The sequence below is a fragment of the Streptomyces sp. NPDC050121 genome (assembly GCF_044460385.1).
Taxonomy (GTDB): Bacteria; Actinomycetota; Actinomycetes; order Streptomycetales; family Streptomycetaceae; genus Streptomyces; species Streptomyces soliscabiei.
In genome coordinates, this window is the sequence record NZ_JBITJV010000001.1 from 182,979 (window position 1) to 203,631 (window position 20,653).

A 20,653-nucleotide genomic window follows, 5' to 3' on the forward strand; every position below is an offset into this window, starting at 1 on the left:
GAGTTTCAGCGGCCGTGGTGGGGGCTCGGGGGTCTTCCCCGCCACGGCCGTTCACGGGGAACAACGCGCCGGGACGCGCGCGGTTACGCCCTCGTCGTGCTTCGGGACGTCCGCCTTTTGGCGGAGTTGCCGGACACAGGTGTTGCGGCGTCCGCCGGGCCGCATTTGACTCATTTGCATGCTTTCGGCGAAGAGTCTGTTCCAGGAGATCATCGACAACGACGAGTCCTTCGCGCTCTTCTGCTCCATCGCCGCCGGCGGTGAGTCGCAGGGCGGCTGGGAGAACGCCCGGATCGCCGCGCTCGTCCCGCACAGCGAACGCGACCTCGCCCCCAAGATCGCCCGCCACGGCGCCGACGAGGACAAACACGGGCGGATCTTCCACGCGCTGATGAGGAAGCGCGGCCTCGAACCGGTGCCCGTCCCGCCGGACACCGACTACACGATGCTCCTGGAGCGGGACGGCATCGGCCTCGCCCACGACCGGCTCAGCATCGACCGGCCGCTGAGCGTGCAGGACGTCGTCGTCTACCTCGCCCACAGCCGGGTCACCGAACAGCGTGCCTCCGAACAGATGGAGCTGCTGCGCAGGCACTTCGCCGACCACCCCGACCTCGGGCGCGCCGTGAAGATGATCTCCCACGACGAGGACAACCACCTCGCCTACTGCCACGAGGAACTGCTGCGCTTCGCGCGCGCGGGACACGGCCGCGACATCCAGCGGACGCTGCGCGCGTGCGCGCTCGCCGAGATCCGGATCCACCGGGACGTCAGCCTGGCCGTCATGGCCCGTATGGGCCGCATCCTCGGCTGGCCCAGGGCCAGGTCGGCCGTCCTCGCGACCGGCATCCACGCCCGGTACGCGTGGGAGCGGTTCGCCGGCTGGCGGCGGATGGTCTCCCTGACGATGCCCGAGCGCCGTGACGCGCTCGGCGGCCCGGCCACCAAGGCGCCCGAGTTCGCCTGAACCGGCCGAGCACCCCCGGCGCCTTCCTGCCCCTGAAGTCGGCCGCGCCGCTAGAGCCAGCCGCGCCGCTTGAACAGCCGGTACAGCACCACCTCGAGGCCGGCCATCAGCAGGATCACCGCCGGATACGACCATCCCCAGTGCAGCTCGGGCATGTGCCTGAAGTTCATGCCGTAGATCCCCGCGATCATCGTGGGGACCGCGGCCATCGCCGCCCACGCGGAGATCTTCCGCATGTCGTCGTTCTGCCGGACGCTCATCTGCGCCAGATGCGCCGAGAGGACGTCCGACACCAGCCGGTCGAGTCCCTCGACGGCCTCGTTCACGCGCGTGAGGTGGTCGCTGACGTCGCGGAAGAACGGCTGCGCCTTCTCGTGGACGAACGGAACGCGCACGCCGAACAGGCCCCCGCCCGCGAGCCGGTCCAGCGGCTGCGCCAGCGGGCCCGTCGCCCGGCGGAACTCCAGGACCTGCCGCTTGAAGGAGTAGATCCGCGACGCCGTGTGCCGCGAGCCCCCGCCGGTCGGCGAGAACACCTCCGCCTCCAGCTCCTCCAGGTCGGTCCCCAACTCGCCCGCCACGTCGACGTAGTGGTCGACCACGGCGTCGGCGATCGAGTAGAGCACCGCCGTAGGGCCGTGCCGGAGCATCTCGGGCTCCTCCTCCAGACGGTGTCGTACGGCCCCCAGGGGCGCCTCCTCGCCGTGTCGCACGGTCACCACGAACGAGTCGCCCACGAAGACCATGACCTCGCCGGAGGAGACGATGTCGCTCTTCGGCTCGTACCCCACGGGCTTGAGGACCACGAACAGCGAGTCGTCGTACACCTCCAGCTTGGGGCGCTGATGCGCGTTGAGGGCGTCCTCGACGGCCAGCGGGTGCAGCCCGAACTCCTCCGCGACCTGGTCGAACTCCGGCTCCGTGGGCTCGTACAGCCCGATCCAGACGAACGCGTCGCCCCCGCCCCGGCACTGCGCCAGGGCGTCGGAGAAGTCCGCGGGTCCCTCCGTGCGGCGCCCGTCGCGGTAGATGGCACAGTCGACGATCACGGAGCGCATTCTCCCGCCGTACGCCGGCAGCCGCACCCCGTGGTGCGCCTACGCTGGGCCGCATGCCCACGTTGATCCTCGTCCGGCACGGCCGGTCCACCGCCAACACCTCCGGAGTGCTCGCCGGCTGGACGCCCGGCGTCGCCCTCGACGAGCGCGGGGCCGCGCAGGCCGCCGCGCTGCCCGGCAGGCTGGAGGGGCTGCCGATCGCCGAGGTCGTCGCCAGCCCCCTGCAACGCTGCCAGGAGACGATTCAGCCACTCCTCGACGCCCGCCCCGGCCTGCGCGCGCACAGCGACGAGCGGATCGGGGAGTGCCACTACGGCGACTGGTCCGGCCGCAAGCTCGCGGAGCTGATGGACGAGCCGCTGATGGAGGTCGTGCAGGCGCACCCCTCCGCGGCGGCCTTCCCCGGCGGCGAGTCCATGAGGGCCATGCAGACCCGTGCCGCCGAGGCGGTACGCGAGTGGAACGCGCGCGTGGAGCGCGACCACGGCGCCGACGCCGTCTATGTGATGTGCTCGCACGGCGACGTCATCAAGTCGCTCGTCGCGGACGCGCTCGGACTTCATCTCGACCTCTTCCAGCGGATCTCTGTCGAACCGTGTTCCATCACCGCGATCCGTTACACCCGGCTGCGCCCCTTTCTCGTGCGCCTCGGCGACACCGGCGACTTCGCCTCGCTCGCGCCGCGCGAGGAACCCCCCGCAGGGGAGGCCGAGGTCGGGGGCGGTGCGGGCGCACCGTGATCGTCGGCCGCAGTAGGGTGAAGCGGTCCATGTACGCGCGCGTACAGGCACGGACGTTCCCCCACCGCTTTCCCGCCCCACGATGACCCACGATGACCCACGATTCCCATGGAGACAGGACGTGTCCCGTCAGGTGTTCCTCTACGACCCTCCGGACCGCTTCGTGGCCGGTACGGTCGGACTGCCCGGGCGCCGTACCTTCTTCCTCCAGGCCACCGCCGGCGCCCGCGTGACCAGCGTGGCCCTGGAGAAGACCCAGGTCGCCGCGCTCGCCGAGCGCATGGACGAGCTGCTGGACGAGGTCGTACGCCGTAGCGGCGGCAGCGCCCCGGTGCCCGCCGTGTCGCCCGCCGAGAACACCGACACGGCGCCCCTCGACACCCCGATCGAGGAGGAGTTCCGGGTCGGCACCATGGCCCTCGCCTGGGACGGCGAGGAGCAGCGCATGATCGTCGAGGCGCAGGCCCTGGTGGAGCTCGACGCGGACTCCGAGGAGGATCTCGCCGAGGCCGAGGAAAGGCTCCTCCAGGACGAGGAGAACGGGCCCCCGATGCTGCGGGTCCGGCTCACCGGCGCGCAGGCGAGAGCCTTCGCCAAGCGAGCCCTCGATGTCGTCAACGCCGGCCGGCCGCCGTGCCCGCTGTGCAGCCTCCCGCTCGACCCGGAAGGACACGTATGTCCGCGCCAGAACGGATACCGCCGGGGGGCGTGACGGCCACCGACCCCGCCTTTGCCGCATCGTACGAACTCCTCGCGCACGGCGAGCTCACCGTCCGCGGACGCATCCGCGACGCCTCCAACGCGGCCCTGTACTGCACTGTCACGCGCGAGGGCCGCGAGGCCGCCTGCGTCTACAAGCCGGTCGCCGGGGAGAGACCCCTGTGGGACTTCCCCGACGGCACCCTCGCCCAGCGCGAGGTCGCCGCCTACGAGGTCTCCGAGGCGACCGGCTGGGGCCTCGTCCCGCCCACCGTGCTGCGCGAGGGGCCGTACGGCGAGGGCATGTGCCAGTTGTGGATCGAGACGGCCCCCGAAGCGGAACTGCTCGCCCTCGTGGACGGGGAGGAGCCCGAGCCCGGCTGGAAGGCGATCGGCTTCGCCGAGGTCGGCGAGGGCCGTACCGCGCTGCTGGTGCACGCCGACGACGAACGGCTGCGCCGGCTCGCCGTCCTCGACGCGGTGATCAACAACGCCGACCGCAAGGGCGGCCACCTGCTGCCCACCGCCGACGGCCGGCTCTACGGCATCGACCACGGCGTCACCTTCAACGCCGAGAACAAGCTGCGCACGCTCCTGTGGGGCTGGGCGGGGGAGCCCCTGACCGCTGAGGCCGTCGCGGCCCTCAAAGCCCTCACCAACGTCCTGGAGCCGGGCGGGCGGCTGGCCGTCACCCTGGCCGCGCTCATCACCCCCGCCGAACTCGACGCCACGCGCGCGCGTGCCGGGGCGCTGCTCGCCTCCGGGAAGCATCCGGAGCCGAGCGGAGAGTGGCCGGCGATCCCCTGGCCGCCGGTGTAGCCCCGGGTGCAGCCGCCGGTGCAGAGACGTCACTCACATCGGCCGGAACCGCGCAAGAGCGCCTTCCCGGCCATCCGGCCTGCTCCGGTTCGTATACGCAACTTCCGTCCGGTTAGGCTCATGACATGCATGCCTGGCCCGCTTCCGAGGTCCCCGCCCTGCCTGGTCAGGGCCGCGACCTGAGGATCCACGACACCGCGACCGGCGGTCTGGTCTCCCTCGACCCCGGTCCCGTCGCCCGTATCTACGTATGCGGCATCACGCCGTACGACGCGACCCACATGGGTCACGCGGCGACCTACAACGCGTTCGACCTCGTTCAGCGCGTGTGGCTCGACACCAAGCGGCAGGTCCACTACGTCCAGAACGTCACCGACGTCGACGACCCACTGCTGGAGCGGGCCGAACGCGACGGCGTCGACTGGGTCGCCCTCGCCGAGAAGGAGACGACCCTCTTCCGCGAGGACATGACGGCCCTGCGGATGCTCCCGCCGCAGCACTACATAGGCGCCGTCGAGGCGATACCCGGCATCGTCCCGCTCGTCGAGCGGCTGCGGGACGCAGGCGCCGCCTACGACCTCGAAGGCGACATCTACTTCTCCGTCGAGTCCGACCCGAACTTCGGCAAGGTCTCGAACCTCGACGCCGCGGCCATGCGGCTGCTGTCCGCCGAGCGCGGCGGCGACCCGGAACGCCCGGGCAAGAAGAACCCGCTCGACCCGATGCTGTGGATGGCCGCCCGCGAGGGCGAGCCCAGCTGGGACGGCGGCTCGCTCGGCCGTGGCCGACCCGGCTGGCACATCGAGTGCGTGGCCATCGCCCTCGACCACCTCGGGATGGGCTTCGACGTCCAGGGCGGCGGCTCCGACCTCGCCTTCCCGCACCACGAGATGGGCGCGTCCCACGCCCAGGTGCTGACCGGCGAGTTCCCCATGGCCAAGGCGTACGTCCACGCCGGCATGGTCGCCCTCGACGGCGAGAAGATGTCCAAGTCCAAGGGCAACCTCGTCTTCGTCTCGCAGCTGCGCCGGGACGGCGTCGACCCCGCCGCCATCCGCCTCACCCTCCTCGCCCACCACTACCGGGCCGACTGGGAGTGGACCGACCAGGTCCTCGTCGACGCCGAGGCCCGCCTCGAGCGCTGGCGGGCCGCCGTCTCCCGGCCCGACGGGCCGCCCGCCGAGGCACTCGTCGACGAGATCCGCGAAGCCCTCGCCCACGACCTCGACGCCCCGGCCGCGCTGGCCGCCGTCGACCGCTGGGCCGCGCTCCAGCAGGAGCAGGGCGGCACGGACATCGGCGCCCCCGGCGTCGTGTCCCGGGCCGTGGACGCACTGCTGGGCGTGGCGCTCTGACGCAGCAGGGGCGGTGCGCGTCGGCGCACCGCCCCTGCCAGGTCTGCCAGGCATTTCGGCCCGTTCAGTCCTCCGACGAATCGTCCTCGTCGGCGGAGTCGCCGATCTCCCCGATCTCCCCGATCTCCCCGACTTCGCCGATCGGCTTCGGCGGCTTCGGGGGCCGGGTGCGCTCACCCGGGTCGAGCGGTCCGCCGCCGTCCCGCCGCCGCAGATACCGCTCGAACTCGCGGGCGATCGCCTCGCCCGACGCCTCCGGCAGCTCCGCGGTGTCCCGGGCCTCCTCCAGCGTCTGCACGTACTCGGCGACCTCGGTGTCCTCGGCGGCCAGCTGGTCCACGCCCACCTGCCAGGCGCGCGCGTCCTCGGGCAGCTCGCCCAGCGGGATGCGCACGTCGATCAGGTCCTCCAGACGGTTGAGGAGGGCCAGCGTCGCCTTCGGGTTCGGCGGCTGCGAGACGTAGTGCGGCACGGCCGCCCAGAGGCTGACCGCGGGCACTCCCGCGTGCGTGCACGCCTCCTGCAGGACGCCGACGATGCCCGTGGGGCCCTCGTACTTGGTCTCCTCCAGGTCCATCCGCTGTGCCAGGTCCGCGTCCGACGTCGTCCCGCTGATCGGCACCGGACGCGTGTGCGGGGTGTCACCGAGCAGGGCGCCCAGGATGACGACCAGCTCCACGCCCAACTCGTGCGCAAAACCCAGCAGCTCGTTGCAGAACGAACGCCAGCGCATGGACGGCTCGATACCGCGCACCAGCACCAGGTCGCGGGGTTTCTCCCCGCCGACCCGGACGACCGACAACCTCGTGGTCGGCCACGTGATCTTGCGCACGCCGGCGTCCATCCACACTGTGGGACGGTTCACCTGGAAGTCGTAGTAGTCCTCGGCGTCCAGCGCCGCGAACACCTCGCCCTTCCACTCCCGCTCCAGGTGCCCGACCGCGGTGGAGGCGGCGTCGCCGGCATCGTTCCAGCCCTCGAACGCGGCCACCATGACCGGGTCGATCAGCTCGGGAACCCCCTCGAGCTCGATCACCCAGTGCCTCCTTCCGACGTGCCCTCGCTTGACCACCCAACCTTACGGCGTTCTGCGGGGGCGCCCGCAGCCCCCTTGCACGGGGGAGTGAACGGATCACTGCCCCGTTCGCCACCCCCGAACACCCCCACCGGGCGCCTGTCAGAGCGAGGACCGCAACCACTGCTCCACGCTCGCGATGTGCACCGTCGCCCACGAGCGTGCCGCCTCCGCGTCCCGGTCGCGCAGCGCCGCCAGGATCGCCCGGTGCTCGCGCAGTGTGCCGGAGACGGCGTCCTCCTGCGTCAGACCGCGCCAGATCCGGGCCCGGGTGGTGGGCCCGGACAGCCCGTCGAGCAGCGAGCACAGCACCGAGTTGCCGGCGCTCTGCACGATGCCCCGGTGGAACTCCAGGTCGCAGGCGACCAGTTCCTCCACCGACGGATTCGCGCCGAGCTTGTCCAACTGGGAGTCCAGTGCGTCCAGTTGCTGCTCGCTGATGCGCAGCGAGGCCATCGCCGTCGCGGCCGGCTCCAGGATGCGGCGCACCGCCAGGAACTCCAGGACGGTGTCGTCGCGGTGGAAGTCGACGACGAAACTCAGCGCCTCCAGGAGCAGTTGCGGGTCGAGGCTGGTGACGTACGTGCCGTCGCCCTGGCGCACGTCCAGGATCCGGATCAGCGACAGGGCGCGCACCGCCTCGCGCAGGGAGTTGCGGGACAGGCCCAGCTCGGCGGCCAGCTCACTCTCCTTGGGCAGCCGCTCCCCGGGGCGCAGCGCACCCGAGACGATCATGCCCTTGATCTTCTCGATCGCCTCGTCGGTGACTGCCATGACCGGCCTCCCTTTCGCTCATCGCCCAGACATCGGATCCAGACATCGGATCCAGACATCGGATGTCTCAGTGGCCATTATGGGGGCAGATCGGAGCGGCGCCGCCAGATTCGCGATTGCCGCTCTGCGGACGCCCTCGTCCCCGGCCGGTCGGTCGCGCGGAACATCTCGCTGCCGTTCCTGAGGTCCTTCTCCCGGGCCGATCTCGTGAACCGGACCAAGGAGGACACCGAGCCGTTTCGAGGCGTGGACATCGGCGCCCGGCGCGACATCGGCCGCCGCGCCCGCGCCCTGGCCGCCGACGGCTCGGCCGTCCTCGTGCTGTCCGCCGACGTCGACGAGGTCCTGGAGGTCGCCGACCTCCAGCGCGGTGCGCGTCCAGAACACCGTGATCAAGTACGGCTTCATCTTCGCGACGGTCGCGCTGTTCCTGCACTTCGCGCTCGGCGTCACCCTCACCATGGCCGACCTGACGGACATCCACGTCCGCGAGGTGTCGGACGGCAACATGAACCGCGTGTTCCTGGTCTCCTCCGCCGACGGCGCCCGCAGCCTCGCCGTCCCGGCGATCCACGGCTACGACCCCGAGAACCACGCGCTCGTCATGGAGGACATGTCCGACCTGGAGGTGCTGCGCACACTCCTGAACGAGGGCGAGCCCTACGGCCCGCACACCTCGGCGAGGATCGGCGAGTTCCTCGCCCAGTTCTCCTTCGCCACCAGCGACTTCGGCATGCCGTCCGTCGAGCGCGAGGCGCTGGTCGCGGCCTCCGTCAGCCCCGAAATCTGCAAGATCACCGAAGACGTCGCGCTGTCCGAGCCGTTGGCCGACCCGCGTCGACACGTTCTTCGACGACGCCTACCTGGACCGCTTCCTGCGCAAGGTCTGGACGGAGTCGATCGGCTACGCCGGCACGGAAATCATCCGCAGAATCTTCGGCTTCGCCCACCTGAGCGACCTGAGCGACCTGAGCGACCTTGCCGGACCCGGCCCCGGCATCCCGCAGCGCCCTCCTGCTCGGCCGCGAACTGATCGTAAGCCGCGAGGAGTTGAGACCCCGCACGAGGTGAGGGCGGTGGCTGCGACGTCCTGAAGGGGCGCGGGCCTGTATCGATCTGCGGCTCCGCCGCGTGGGCGGGAGCAGGCCCCCACGCCCCTTCAGGCGACATACAACCCCTACTTCTTGTCGAGCAGATCCTGAACCTGGCTGCGGACCTCGTCCGTGGCAAGCCCCCGGATCGTCAGCGTCGTACGCCGCCGCAGCACGTCATCCGGCGTCTGCGCCCACTCGTTGTCCCGCGCGTACACGACCTGCGCCCAGATCTCCGGAGCGTCGGGGTGAACCCGCCGGCCCAGCTCCGGGTTCTCGTTCGCCAGCCGCGCGATGTCGAAGGCCAGCGAGCCGTAGTGCGTCGCCAGGTGCTTCGCCGTGTCGGCGGCCATCCGCGGCCCGGGCGCCGGATTGTCGACCAGCAGCCGATGCGCGACCGCACGCGGGTTCGCGACCCCCGGCAGCGGCAGCTTCTTCGGCAGCGAGGAGATCGGCTCGAAGTCGTCGCCCAGCGGAGCGCCCGGCAGCGCCTCCAGCTTCTTCATCACCGTACGGCCGATGTGCCGGAACGTCGTCCACTTGCCGCCCGCGACGGACAGCATGCCGCCACGGCCTTCCGTGACCACGGTCTCGCGCTTGGCCTTCGCCGTGTCGCCGGGGCCGCCCGGCAGTACCCGCAGACCCGCGAACGAGTAGGCGATGAGGTCCCGGGACAGCTGCTGGTCGCGGATGGAGAACGCGGCCTCGTCGAGTATCTGGGCGGTGTCCTTCTCGGTGACCGAGACATCCGCAGGATCGCCCTCGAACTCCTCGTCGGTGGTGCCGAGCAGCAGCATGTCCTCCCAGGGGAGGGCGAACGTGATGCGGTACTTGTCGATGGGGGTCGCGAGCGCGGCCTTCCAGGGGGCGGTCCGCTTCAGGACCAGGTGCGCGCCCTTGGAGAGGCGGATGGACGGAGTCGCGTTCGGGTCCTCCATCTTGCGCAGGTGGTCGACCCACGGGCCGGTCGCGTTGAGGACCAGACGGGCGCCGACGCCGAACTCGTCGCCGGAGGTGCGGTCGCGCAGCTCGGCGCCGGTCACCCGGCCCTTGGTGAACCGCAGCCCGGTCACCTCGGCGTGGTTGAGGACCACCGCGCCCGCCTCGACGGCCGCGCGGACCGTCATCAGCGCCATGCGCGCGTCGTTCATCTGGTCGTCGCCGTACACGGCGACGGCCTTGAGGTTGTCGGTGCGCAGCTCGGGCACGTCCTGCGCGGCCTTGGCCGGGGACAGCAGGTGGCCGACGCCGTCGCCGAACGCCGACAGCGCGGAGTAGGCGAAGACGCCCGCCCCGAGCTTCGCCGCGCCGTGCGGCCCGCCCTTGTACACGGGGAGGTAGAACGTGAGCGGGTTCGCCAGATGGGGGGCCACCTGACGGGAGACCGCACGGCGCTCGAAGTGGTTCTCCGCCACCAGCTTCACCGCGCCGGTCTGCAGGTAGCGCAGACCGCCGTGGAGCAGCTTGGAGGAGGCGGAGGAGGTGGCGCCGGCGAAGTCGCCGGCGTCGACCAGGGCCACCCTGAGGCCGGACTGCGCGGCGTGCCAGGCGGTGGAGATGCCCAGGATGCCGCCGCCGATGACGAGGAGGTCGTACGACGCCTTGGAGAGCTGCTCCCGGGTCTCGGCACGGCTCGGGTTCGAGCCGGACGCCGGGCGCGTCCCCAGGGCAGGCACGGACTGCAGGGAGGACTGACTGGTCATGTGGGGTTCTTACTCCTCGTCAGTTTTCGTCTTCGATCCAGCCCATGGTCCGCTCCACGGCCTTGAGCCAGCTCTTGTACTCACGGTCGCGGGCGTCCGCGTCCATGCGGGGGGTCCACTCGGCGGCCCGGCGCCAGTTGGCGCGCAGGTCGTCGGTGCTGGTCCAGAAGCCGACGGCGAGACCGGCGGCGTAGGCGGCGCCGAGGCAGGTGGTCTCGGCGACCATCGGGCGCACCACGGGGGCGTCCAGGAAGTCCGAGAGCGTCTGCATCAGCAGGTTGTTGGAGGTCATGCCGCCGTCGACCTTGAGGGCCGCGAGCTCGACGCCGGAGTCCTTCGTCATGGCGTCGGTGATCTCACGGGTCTGCCAGGCGGTGGCCTCCAGGACGGCGCGCGCGAGGTGCGCCTTGGTGACGTACCGGGTGAGGCCGGCGATCACACCGCGGGCGTCGGAGCGCCAGTACGGGGCGAACAGACCGGAGAAGGCCGGCACGAAGTAGGCGCCGCCGTTGTCCTCGACGGAGAGCGCGAGCGTCTCGATCTCGGCGGCGGTGGAGATCAGGCCCATCTGGTCGCGCATCCACTGCACCAGCGAACCGGTGACGGCGATCGAGCCCTCGAGGGCGTAGACCGGGGCGTCCTCGCCGATGCGGTAGCCGACGGTGGTGAGCAGGCCGGAGTAGGAGTTGATGATCTTCTCACCGGTGTTCATGAGCATGAACGTGCCGGTGCCGTACGTCGACTTGGCCTCGCCCTCCGCGAAACAGGTCTGGCCGAACAGGGCCGCCTGCTGGTCGCCGAGCGCGGACGCGACCGGGATGCCGCCGAGCAGGTCGCCCAGCTTGCCGCCGGTGACCTCGCCGTAGACCTCGGCGGAGGAGCGGATCTCGGGGAGCATCGACAGCGGGACGCCGATGGACTCGGCGATCTTCTCGTCCCACTCCAGCGTGTGGAGGTTCATGAGCAGGGTGCGGGAGGCGTTGGTGACGTCGGTGACGTGGCGGCCGCCGTTGACACCGCCGGTCAGGTTCCAGATGACCCAGCTGTCCATGGTGCCGAAGAGGATGTCGCCGGCCTCGGCGCGCTCGCGCAGGCCCTCGACGTTGTCCAGCAGCCAGCGGGCCTTGGGCCCGGCGAAGTAGGAGGCCAGCGGCAGGCCCGTCTCGCGGCGGAAGCGGTCCTGGCCGACGTTGCGGCCGAGCTCCTTGCAGAGCGCGTCGGTGCGGGTGTCCTGCCAGACGATGGCGTTGTGGACGGGCTCGCCGGTGTTCTTGTCCCACAGCAGCGTGGTCTCACGCTGGTTGGTGATGCCGATGGCCTTGATGTCGGCACGGGTGATGCCGGCCTTCTCGATGGCTCCGGCGACGACTTCCTGGACGTTGGTCCAGATCTCGTTGGCGTTGTGCTCGACCCAGCCCGGCTTCGGGAAGATCTGCTCGTGCTCCTTCTGGTCGACGGAGACGATCCGGCCGTCCCGGTCGAAGACGATGCAGCGGGAGGAGGTGGTGCCCTGGTCGATGGCGGCGATGAACGGGCCGGCGGTGTGCGCGTCGGTCACTGTGTGCTCCTGAAGTTCCGTGGTTGAGGGGCTGTCTTGCGGCGCTGCTGACTACAGGGTGCGGCTGGTGCTCTTAAGCAAAAGCGACGTTGTAGATGCCTGCAGCGATCGCGCCGCCGATCAGCGGGCCGACCACCGGGATCCAGGCGTAGCTCCAGTCGGAGCCGCCCTTGTTGGGCAGGGGCAGGAGGGCGTGCACGATGCGCGGACCGAGGTCACGGGCCGGGTTGATCGCGTAGCCGGTCGGGCCGCCGAGGGACAGACCGATCGAGACGACGACGAGCGCGGTGATCAGGGCGCCCAGGTTGCCGAGGCCGTTGCCCTTGTCGTTGAGTCCCTGGGTGAGGACGGCCAGCACCAGCACGATGGTGCCGATGATCTCCGTGGCCAGGTTCTGCCAGACGACGCGGATCTCCGGACCGGTGGAGAAGATGCCGAGGACCGGGCCGGCGCCCTGTTCCTGCGCCTCGACGGCCTTGACCTTCGTGGACTGCGCGCCCGGACCGCCGACGATCTCCTTGTCGGTGAGGTGCGCGTGGAACTGGCCGTAGTAGGCGACCCAGACCAGGGTGGCGCCGATGGCGGCGCCGAGCAGCTGTCCGCCCCAGTAGACCGGAACGTTGCTCCAGTCGTCGTCCTTGATCGCGAGTGCGAGGGTGACCGCCGGGTTGAGGTGGGCGCCGGAGAGGGGCGCCGAGGTGTAGACGGCCGTCAGAACGGCGAAACCCCACCCGAAGGTGATGGCGAGCCAGCCGGCGTTGCGGGCCTTGGAGGCCTTCAGCGTCACGGCGGCGCAGACGCCGCCGCCGAGCAGGATGAGTATGGCGGTACCGATGGTCTCGCCGATGAAGATGTCGGAGCTGGACACCCGCGACTCCTTTGTCCTTCGTCCAGGGAAGCCGAACCCCGGGTCCCGCCGGGGGTTCGAGCGCCCTCGGGGGTGAGAGCGATGCCGGCCTCTGGCGTTGTCACACTCTAGCGTGTATTGCCGTTAGGTGTTCGACAATGCCGACCGATGGACGGGAGTCTTGCTCCGGCGTTACGTGTGCGTCAAGAGTGCTGTTGTCGAAAACTCGATCGTTATTGATCGATGCGAGTTATCGATCTTCGGGCTGGTGCGCACACTCTCGCCCTTTTTGTTCATGTACGAGGGCGTTTCAGCGTATGCCAGGAGCCGGAGCGGCGTCCTGCCGTCCCGGCCTGCTCTCACGGACTTCTCAGGTGCCTGTGGGGGTGCCTGCTCAGGTGCTTTCCGGGTGCTGCGGGTCGCTCAGAAGCGCCCGGCGCCCAGGTCCCGCGACACCGCGCGGGCGCAGTCGCGCACCGCCGCGATCAGCTCGGGGCGCAGCTCGCCGTCCCGGCCCAGGCGTTCCACGGCGCCCGTGATGCCGACCGCGCCGACGGGCATGCGCCGCCGGTCGTGGATCGGCGCCGCGATGGAGGCCACGCCCTCCCAGGTCTCCTCCACGTCGGCCGCGTACCCGCGCGCGCGGGTGAGGTCGAGGATGTGCTCGAAGGCCTCCGGCTCGCACACCGTACGGTCCGTGAACGGCTTGCGCTCGGCCTCCAGGGCCTCGCTGTGCGCGACGGGATCGTAGGCCGACAGCACCTTGCCCAGGGCCGTGGAGTGCAACGGCTGCATGGCGCCGATCTCCAGCACCTGCCGGCTGTCGTCGGGCCGGAAGACGTGGTGCACGATCAGCACGCCATGCTGGTGCAGCACCCCCAGGTGCACGCTCTCGCCGCTGGAACGGGCCAGGTCGTCCGTCCACACCAGGGCACGCGCGCGTAGCTCGTGCACGTCCAGGTAGGTGGTGCCCAGGCGCAGCAGCTCCGCGCCCAGCTGGTAGCGCCCGGAGGCGTCGTCCTGCTCCACGAAGCCCTCCTGCTGGAGGGTGCGCAGGATGCCGTGGGCGGTGCCCTTGGCCAGGCCCGTGGACGAGGCGATGTCCGACAGGCCCAGGCGCCGCTCGCCGCCCGCGAGCAGCCGCAGCATCGCGGCCGCACGTTCGACCGACTGGATGTTCCGTGCCATCGCCGTCCTGCCTCCGTCCCCTCGACCGACCACGCGCGGTAGCTGCTCCGCCGTTCGGCAATGTCGAACACTACCGGTCCATGCCGACCTCCCGCCAATGGTCGGTCGATACGTGTTACGTCATTCGTCTCCCCGGAGTGGCGCGCCCGTCGCACGGTCGTGCCCCGGTTGTGGGACGGTCGTGCCCCGCTCGTGATCGGGTCGCGGCCCGGCCGTCCCGCCCGTCCGCCCCGTGGACGCCCCTGACCATAAGGCCTCCGTCCCGGCTACCCTGACGGCGTGCGCTCTCCTCGGGAAGCCGTTCGGCACGCATCCTGAGGTAACGCAAAGCCGACAGCCGTCGCATCTGAGGGAGCCCTTTCATGGCCTCTGTGCCGCCGACCCCTTCCGCCGACAGCCGGACCCGTGTGTCCGCGCTCCGAGAGGCCCTGGCCACCCGAGTGGTGGTGGCCGACGGAGCCATGGGCACCATGCTCCAGGCCCAGGAGCCCACCCTCGAGGACTTCGAGAACCTCGAGGGCTGCAACGAGATCCTCAACCTCACCCGGCCGGACATCGTCCGCTCCGTGCACGAGGAGTACTTCGCCGCAGGCGTGGACTGCGTCGAGACCAACACGTTCGGCGCAAACCACTCCGCCATGGCCGAGTACGACATCCCCGAACGGGTGTACGAGCTGTCCGAGGCGGGCGCCCGCATCGCCCGCGAGACGGCCGACGCCTTCGCCGCCCGCGACGGGCGCCAGCGCTGGGTCCTCGGGTCGATCGGCCCCGGCACCAAGCTGCCGACCCTCGGCCACATCGGCTTCACCACGCTGCGCGACGCCTACCAGCAGAACGCCGAGGGCCTCATCACCGGTGGTGCCGACGCGCTCGTCGTCGAGACCACCCAGGACCTGCTGCAGACCAAGGCCGCCGTCCTGGGCGCCCACCGCGCCCGGGAGCTGGCCGGCCTGGACGTGCCGCTGATCGTCTCCGTGACCGTCGAGACGACCGGCACGATGCTGCTCGGCTCGGAGATCGGCGCCGCTCTGACGGCGCTGGAGCCGCTCGGCATCGACATGATCGGCATGAACTGCGCCACCGGCCCGGCCGAGATGAGCGAGCACCTGCGCTACCTGGCCCGCAACGCGCGCATCCCACTGGCCTGTATGCCGAACGCGGGACTGCCCGTGCTGGGCAAGAACGGGGCGTCCTACCCGCTGAGCGCCCCGGAGCTCGCCGACGCCCAGGAGAACTTCGTCCGCGACTACGGCCTGTCCCTGGTCGGCGGCTGCTGCGGCACCACCCCCGAGCACCTGCGCCAGGTCGTCGAACGCGTACGCGACCTGACCCCCGCCCCGCGCACCCCGCGCCCCGAGGCCGGCGCCGCCTCCCTCTACCAGAGCGTCCCCTTCCGCCAGGACACCTCCTACCTCGCCATCGGCGAGCGCACCAACGCCAACGGCTCCAAGAAGTTCCGCGAGGCCATGCTCGCCGGCCGCTGGGACGACTGCGTCGAGATGGCCCGCGAGCAGATCCGCGAGGGCGCGCACCTGCTCGACCTGTGCGTGGACTACGTCGGCCGCGACGGCGTCGCCGACATGGAGGAACTCGCCGGCCGCTTCGCCACCGCCTCCACCCTGCCGATCGTCCTGGACTCCACCGAGGTCGACGTCATCCGGGCGGGCCTGGAGAAGCTCGGCGGCCGCGCGGTCATCAACTCCGTCAACTACGAGGACGGCGACGGCCCCGAGTCCCGCTTCGCCAAGGTCACCAAGCTGGCCCAGGAGCACGGCGCCGCGCTGATCGCGCTGACCATCGACGAGGAGGGCCAGGCCCGCACCCCCGAGAAGAAGGTCGAGATCGCCGAACGGCTCATCGACGACCTCACCGGGAACTGGGGCATCCGCGAGGAGGACATCCTCATCGACACCCTGACCTTCACCATCTGCACCGGTCAGGAGGAGTCCCGCGGCGACGGCGTCGCCACCATCGAGGCGATCCGCGAGCTCAAGCGCCGCCACCCCGACGTCCAGACCACCCTGGGCCTGTCGAACATCTCCTTCGGCCTCAACCCGGCCGCCCGCATCCTGCTCAACTCCGTCTTCCTCGACGAATGCGTCAAGGCGGGCCTGGACTCGGCGATCGTGCACGCCTCGAAGATCCTGCCCATCGCCCGCTTCACCGAGGAGGAGGTGCAGACGGCCCTCGACCTCATCCACGACCGCCGCGCCGAGGGATACGACCCGCTCCAGAAGCTCATGCAGCTCTTCGAGGGCGCCACGGCGAAGTCCCTGAAGGCGGGCAAGGCCGAGGAACTGGCCGCGCTGCCCCTTCAGGAGCGCCTCAAGCGCCGCATCATCGACGGCGAGCGCAACGGCCTGGAGAGGGACCTCGACGAGGCCCTGCAGAGCCGCCCGGCGCTGGACATCGTCAACGAGACCCTCCTGGACGGCATGAAGGTCGTCGGCGAACTCTTCGGCTCCGGCCAGATGCAGTTGCCGTTCGTGCTCCAGTCCGCCGAGGTGATGAAGGCCGCCGTCGCCCACCTCGAACCGCACATGGAGAAGACCGACGACGACGGCAAGGGCACGATCGTGCTGGCCACCGTCCGCGGCGACGTCCACGACATCGGCAAGAACCTCGTCGACATCATCCTGTCCAACAACGGCTACACCGTCGTCAACCTCGGCATCAAGCAGCCCGTCTCCGCGATCCTGGACGCCGCCGCCGAGCACCGCGCCGACGTCATCGGCATGTCCGGCCTCCTGGTCAAGTCCACCGTGATCATGAAGGAGAACCTCGAGGAGCTCAACCAGCGCGGCCTCGCGGCGAACTACCCCGTCATCCTCGGCGGCGCCGCCCTGACCAGGGCCTACGTCGAGCAGGACCTGCACGGGATCTACGAGGGCGAGGTCCGCTACGCCCGCGACGCCTTCGAGGGCCTGCGCCTCATGGACGCCCTCATCGGCGTCAAGCGGGGCGTGCCCGGCGCGAAGCTGCCCGACCTGAAGCAGCGCCGGGTCCGCGCGAGCACGACCGCCGTCGAGGTCGAGGAACGCCCGGAGGAAGGCCATGTCCGCTCCGACGTGGCCACCGACAACCCCGTCCCCAAGGCGCCCTTCGACGGCACCCGCGTCATCAAGGGCATCCAGCTCAAGGAGTATGCCTCCTGGCTCGACGAGGGCGCCCTGTTCAAGGGCCAGTGGGGCCTGAAGCAGGCCCGCGCCGGTGACGGACCCACCTACGAGGAACTCGTCGAGACCGAGGGCCGGCCCCGGCTGCGCGGCCTCCTGGACAGGCTCCAGACCGACAACCTCCTCGAAGCCGCCGTCGTCTACGGCTACTTCCCCTGCGTGTCCAAGGACGACGACCTGATCATCCTGGACGAACAGGGCAACGAACGCACCCGCTTCACCTTCCCCCGCCAGCGCCGCGGCCGCCGCCTGTGCCTGGCCGACTTCTTCCGCCCGGAGGAGTCGGGCGAGACGGACGTCGTCGGCCTCCAGGTCGTCACCGTCGGCTCCCGCATCGGCGAGGAGACCGCCAAGCTCTTCGAGTCCAACTCCTACCGCGACTACCTCGAACTGCACGGCCTGTCCGTGCAGTTGGCGGAGGCCCTCGCCGAGTACTGGCACGCGCGCGTGCGTTTTGAACTCGGCTTCGCCGGCGAGGACCCGGCCGACATCGAGGACATGTTCGCCCTGAAGTACCGCGGCGCCCGCTTCTCCCTCGGCTACGGCGCCTGCCCCGACCTGGAGGACCGCGCCAAGATCGCCCAACTGCTGCGGCCCGAGCGGATCGGCGTCCACCTGTCCGAGGAGTTCCAACTCCACCCCGAGCAGTCCACGGACGCCATCGTGATCCACCACCCCGAGGCGAAGTACTTCAACGCACGGTGACCCCAGGCGTGCCACCGAGCACACTGATCCGATAAGTCGTACACTGGTCGGTCCACTGCAGGCCGGTTCCCCAGCGGGAACCGGCCTGCTCGTCCCTCAAGGAGGTACGTGGATGACCAGCACGGTTCCCGCGCCAGTAACCCGCACGGCCGAGGGCTCAGCCCTGCAGGCCGTGCTGCTCGACATGGACGGCACTCTGGTGGACAGCGAGGGCTTCTGGTGGGACGTCGAGGTCGAGATCTTCGCCGGACTCGGCCACATCCTCGACGACTCCTGGCGCCATGTGGTGGTCGGCGGCCCGATGAGCCGCAGTGCCGGGTTCCTGATCGAGGCGACCGGGGCCGACATCACCCTTGCCGACCTGACCGTCCTGCTCAACGAGGGGTTCGAGGACCGCATCACCCGCGCCCTGCCCCTGATGCCGGGAGCCGCCCGACTGCTCGCCGAGCTGGCCGAGCACGAGGTCCCCACGGCCCTCGTCTCCGCCTCCCACCGGCGCATCATCGACCGTGTCCTCGTCTCACTCGGCGCCGAGAACTTCCGGCTGAGCGTCGCCGGCGACGAGGTCCCGCGCACCAAGCCGTACCCCGACCCCTATCTGTTCGCCGCCGTCGGCCTCGGCGTGGACCCGACCAGATGCGCCGTCGTCGAGGACACCGCGACCGGCGTCGCCTCGGCGGAGGCGGCGGGCTGTCACGTCGTCGCGGTGCCCTCCGTGGCCCCCATCGCACCGTCCGCGCGCCGCACCGTCGTACCCTCCCTGGAACAGGTCGACCTGCCCTTTCTGCGTGGCCTGATGCCGCTCCGATGATCGCCACCACGATCATTGGAGAGCGACCGGCAACGGAAATGCGAGAGAGCGTTCACCCAGCGTGCACCGCCGATAACCAGGAATTCGGCGGACGTGTGCGCGGGGGAATTCGGATCTTCCTCGACGCCTTCTGGACGGCCGAATTCCGCCCCACTCGAACCCTTTTGAGCATGTGACGTTCCCCACCCGACCGAGGGTCGACAGATGACTCTCCGTGTGCTGTACGCCCTCGTCGGAGGGGCTCGGGCGCGTCTTTGTGTCCCGATTGGTGATTCGCTGTACGAATCCTTCCGCTGACGGTTGTTCAGTGCGTCCACAGCCGGTTTCACAGCGTGATGGGCTTTCAACTCCGGTGGCCGCGAACGGTCGTGCTGGTGCGGACTAATCTCGTCGCGAGAACATCGCCGTAACCCCGTGATCCGCCGCGACACCCCTGCATGCCGGATACACGGACCGACAGCTCTGGAGAAACTCGAGCATGAACCGCAAGACTTTGGTGCTGCCGGCCGTGGTCGGTCTGCTCGCGCCCGTTCTCGCCGCCTGCGGCGGGTCCGACAGCGGCAGCGGCAGCGGCGACGCCATCGTCGTCGGCACCACCGACCGGTTCACCGCCACCAAGGACGCACCGGCGCCGCTCGACCCGGCGTACTCCTACGACGTCGGCACCTGGAACATCCTGCGCCAGACCGTGCAGACCCTGATGATCCAGCCCAAGGGCGAGGGCGAACCCGTCCCGGAGGCGGCCGAGAGCTGCAGCTTCACCGACAGCGGCAATGAGCGCTACGCCTGCAAGCTGCGCAGCGGCCTGAAGTTCGCCAATGGCGACGCCATCACCGCCAAGGACGTCAAGTTCTCCATCGAGCGCGCCCGCACCATCAAGGCCGACTCCGGCGTCTTCGCCCTGCTGTCCACCATCGACACCATCGAAACGCAGGGCGACAACGAAGTCATCTTCCACCTCAAGACCGCCGACGCCACTTTCCCCTTCAAGCTGTCGACTCCGGTCGCCGGCATCGTCAACCCCGCCGACTACGACAAGGGCAAGCTGCGCGACGGCTTCGCGGTCGACGGCTCCGGCCCCTACACCCTCAAGGCCGAGACCGACGGCGACGAGATGACCAAGGCCGTGTTCACGAAGAACCCCAACTACAAGGGGACGCTCGACGTGAACAACGACGAGGTCGACATGGTCTCCTACAAGGACGCCGAGGCCATGGGCACCGCCCTGCAAAAGGGCGACATCGACCTCATGACCCGCACCATGTCGCCGGAGCAGATCAAGAAGCTCTCCGAGGGCTCCGCCGACGGCGACATCGACATGGTCGAACTCAACGGCCTCGAGATCCGCTACCTCGCGTTCAACACCACCGCCCCCACCGTCAAGTCCAAGGCCGTGCGCCAGGCGATGGCCCAGGTCATCAACCGCGCCGAGCTGGTATCCAAGGTGTACGGCTCCCAGGCCGAGCCGCTCTACTCGCTCGTCCCGGCCACCCTCACCGGCCACTCCAACTCGTTCTTCAACGCCTACGGCGACCCGAGCGTCTCCAAGGCCAAGAACCTGCTGAACGACGCGGACGTCACCACCCCGGTGAAGCTGACGCTGAACTACACGACCGACCACTACGGCCCGGCCACCAAGCAGGAGTTCGAGACGCTGCAGAAGCAGCTCAACGACAGCGGCCTGTTCGACGTCACCATCCAGGGCACCCCCTGGGACTCGTTCGTCCCCGCCGAGCGCAAGGGCGAGTACGCCGTCTGGGGCATGGGCTGGTTCCCCGACTTCCCCGACGCCGACAACTTCGTCGCCCCGTTCCTCGACAAGGACAACTTCCTCAAGTCCCCGTACGCCAACAGCGACATCATCAACAACCTGATCCCGGCCTCCCGCCGCGAGGCCGACCGCCTGAGCGCCGCGGCGAACCTGAAGGAGATCCAGGACACCGTCGCCAAGGACGTACCGATCCTCCCGCTGTGGCAGGGCAAGCAGTACGTCGCCGCCAACAACGACGTCACGGGCACGGCCTACGCGCTGAACTCCTCCGCCACCCTCCAGCTGTGGGAACTCGGCCGAGGCACCAGCAACTGAC

Annotated in this window: 16 protein-coding genes and 1 pseudogene; 10 read left to right on the forward strand and 7 right to left on the reverse strand. The window is 70.0% G+C overall.

Annotation, left to right across the window (positions count from 1 at the left end):
* Positions 1–178: 178 nt before the first annotated feature.
* Positions 179–967: a ferritin-like domain-containing protein gene (locus ACIBTS_RS00825; RefSeq protein WP_399315716.1), complete on the forward strand. Its 789-nt coding sequence runs from the start codon at positions 179–181 to the stop codon at positions 965–967.
* Positions 968–1,017: 50 nt separating this feature from the next.
* Here ACIBTS_RS00825 and corA read toward each other — a convergent pair whose 3' ends face one another.
* Positions 1,018–2,016, reverse strand: coding sequence for a magnesium/cobalt transporter CorA (gene corA, locus ACIBTS_RS00830; RefSeq protein ID WP_319674019.1), 999 nt, complete (start codon positions 2,014–2,016; stop codon positions 1,018–1,020).
* A 62-nt stretch (positions 2,017–2,078) separates the two neighbouring features.
* Between corA and ACIBTS_RS00835 the strand changes: the two genes are divergently transcribed.
* From ACIBTS_RS00835 to mshC, 4 genes are all read left to right on the forward strand, one after another.
* Positions 2,079–2,765: a histidine phosphatase family protein gene (locus ACIBTS_RS00835; protein ID WP_319335235.1), complete on the forward strand. Its 687-nt coding sequence runs from the start codon at positions 2,079–2,081 to the stop codon at positions 2,763–2,765.
* Positions 2,766–2,886: 121 nt separating this feature from the next.
* Complete coding sequence (locus tag ACIBTS_RS00840; RefSeq protein WP_079663335.1) at positions 2,887–3,477, forward strand: DUF3090 domain-containing protein; 591 nt, start codon at positions 2,887–2,889, stop codon at positions 3,475–3,477.
* Positions 3,441–4,283 carry an SCO1664 family protein gene (locus tag ACIBTS_RS00845; protein WP_399315717.1) on the forward strand — a complete coding sequence of 281 codons (843 nt, stop codon included), beginning with the start codon at positions 3,441–3,443 and terminating at the stop codon, positions 4,281–4,283. Before ACIBTS_RS00840 ends, ACIBTS_RS00845 begins: the two co-directional genes overlap by 37 nt.
* A 125-nt stretch (positions 4,284–4,408) precedes the next feature.
* The gene (gene mshC / locus ACIBTS_RS00850) at positions 4,409–5,638 is read left to right on the forward strand and encodes a cysteine--1-D-myo-inosityl 2-amino-2-deoxy-alpha-D-glucopyranoside ligase (protein ID WP_399315718.1); all 1,230 of its coding nucleotides are present in this window, start codon (positions 4,409–4,411) and stop codon (positions 5,636–5,638) included.
* A 64-nt stretch (positions 5,639–5,702) separates the two neighbouring features.
* Here mshC and ACIBTS_RS00855 read toward each other — a convergent pair whose 3' ends face one another.
* The gene (locus ACIBTS_RS00855; protein ID WP_399315719.1) at positions 5,703–6,674 is read right to left on the reverse strand and encodes a PAC2 family protein; all 972 of its coding nucleotides are present in this window, start codon (positions 6,672–6,674) and stop codon (positions 5,703–5,705) included.
* Between the two features lie 141 nt (positions 6,675–6,815).
* Entirely contained in the window at positions 6,816–7,487 is a 672-nt protein-coding gene (locus ACIBTS_RS00860) for a FadR/GntR family transcriptional regulator (protein ID WP_079663339.1), read from the reverse strand.
* A 120-nt stretch (positions 7,488–7,607) separates the two neighbouring features.
* Between ACIBTS_RS00860 and ACIBTS_RS00865 the strand changes: the two are divergent.
* A pseudogene (locus ACIBTS_RS00865) lies at positions 7,608–7,847 on the forward strand (sugar ABC transporter ATP-binding protein); the annotation flags it as partial.
* Positions 7,848–7,857: 10 nt separating this feature from the next.
* Entirely contained in the window at positions 7,858–8,520 is a 663-nt protein-coding gene (locus ACIBTS_RS00870; protein WP_399315720.1) for a hypothetical protein, read from the forward strand.
* A 144-nt stretch (positions 8,521–8,664) separates the two neighbouring features.
* Here ACIBTS_RS00870 and ACIBTS_RS00875 read toward each other — a convergent pair whose 3' ends face one another.
* The 4 genes from ACIBTS_RS00875 to ACIBTS_RS00890 form a co-directional block, all read right to left on the reverse strand.
* The gene (locus tag ACIBTS_RS00875) at positions 8,665–10,281 is read right to left on the reverse strand and encodes an FAD-dependent oxidoreductase (RefSeq protein ID WP_399315721.1); all 1,617 of its coding nucleotides are present in this window, start codon (positions 10,279–10,281) and stop codon (positions 8,665–8,667) included.
* A gap of 19 nt (positions 10,282–10,300) precedes the next feature.
* Positions 10,301–11,839 carry a glycerol kinase GlpK gene (gene glpK, locus ACIBTS_RS00880; protein ID WP_319335220.1) on the reverse strand — a complete coding sequence of 513 codons (1,539 nt, stop codon included), beginning with the start codon at positions 11,837–11,839 and terminating at the stop codon, positions 10,301–10,303.
* 73 nt (positions 11,840–11,912) lie between these two features.
* Positions 11,913–12,707, reverse strand: coding sequence for an MIP/aquaporin family protein (locus tag ACIBTS_RS00885; protein WP_079663356.1), 795 nt, complete (start codon positions 12,705–12,707; stop codon positions 11,913–11,915).
* Positions 12,708–13,109: 402 nt separating this feature from the next.
* Positions 13,110–13,874, reverse strand: coding sequence for an IclR family transcriptional regulator (locus tag ACIBTS_RS00890; protein ID WP_319674011.1), 765 nt, complete (start codon positions 13,872–13,874; stop codon positions 13,110–13,112).
* 362 nt (positions 13,875–14,236) lie between these two features.
* On the opposite strand from ACIBTS_RS00890, the gene metH reads away from it, so the two are divergent.
* The 3 genes from metH to ACIBTS_RS00905 all read left to right on the forward strand — a co-directional run bounded on the left by metH (position 14,237) and on the right by ACIBTS_RS00905 (position 20,652).
* A complete protein-coding gene (gene metH / locus ACIBTS_RS00895) occupies positions 14,237–17,755 on the forward strand; it encodes a methionine synthase (RefSeq protein WP_399315722.1) in 3,519 nt (1,172 codons plus the stop codon).
* A 112-nt stretch (positions 17,756–17,867) separates the two neighbouring features.
* On the forward strand, positions 17,868–18,566 hold the full coding sequence (locus ACIBTS_RS00900; protein ID WP_399315723.1) for an HAD family hydrolase: 699 nt from the start codon (positions 17,868–17,870) through the stop codon (positions 18,564–18,566).
* Between the two features lie 478 nt (positions 18,567–19,044).
* The gene (locus tag ACIBTS_RS00905; RefSeq protein WP_399315724.1) at positions 19,045–20,652 is read left to right on the forward strand and encodes an ABC transporter substrate-binding protein; all 1,608 of its coding nucleotides are present in this window, start codon (positions 19,045–19,047) and stop codon (positions 20,650–20,652) included.
* Position 20,653: the final 1 nt, after the last annotated feature.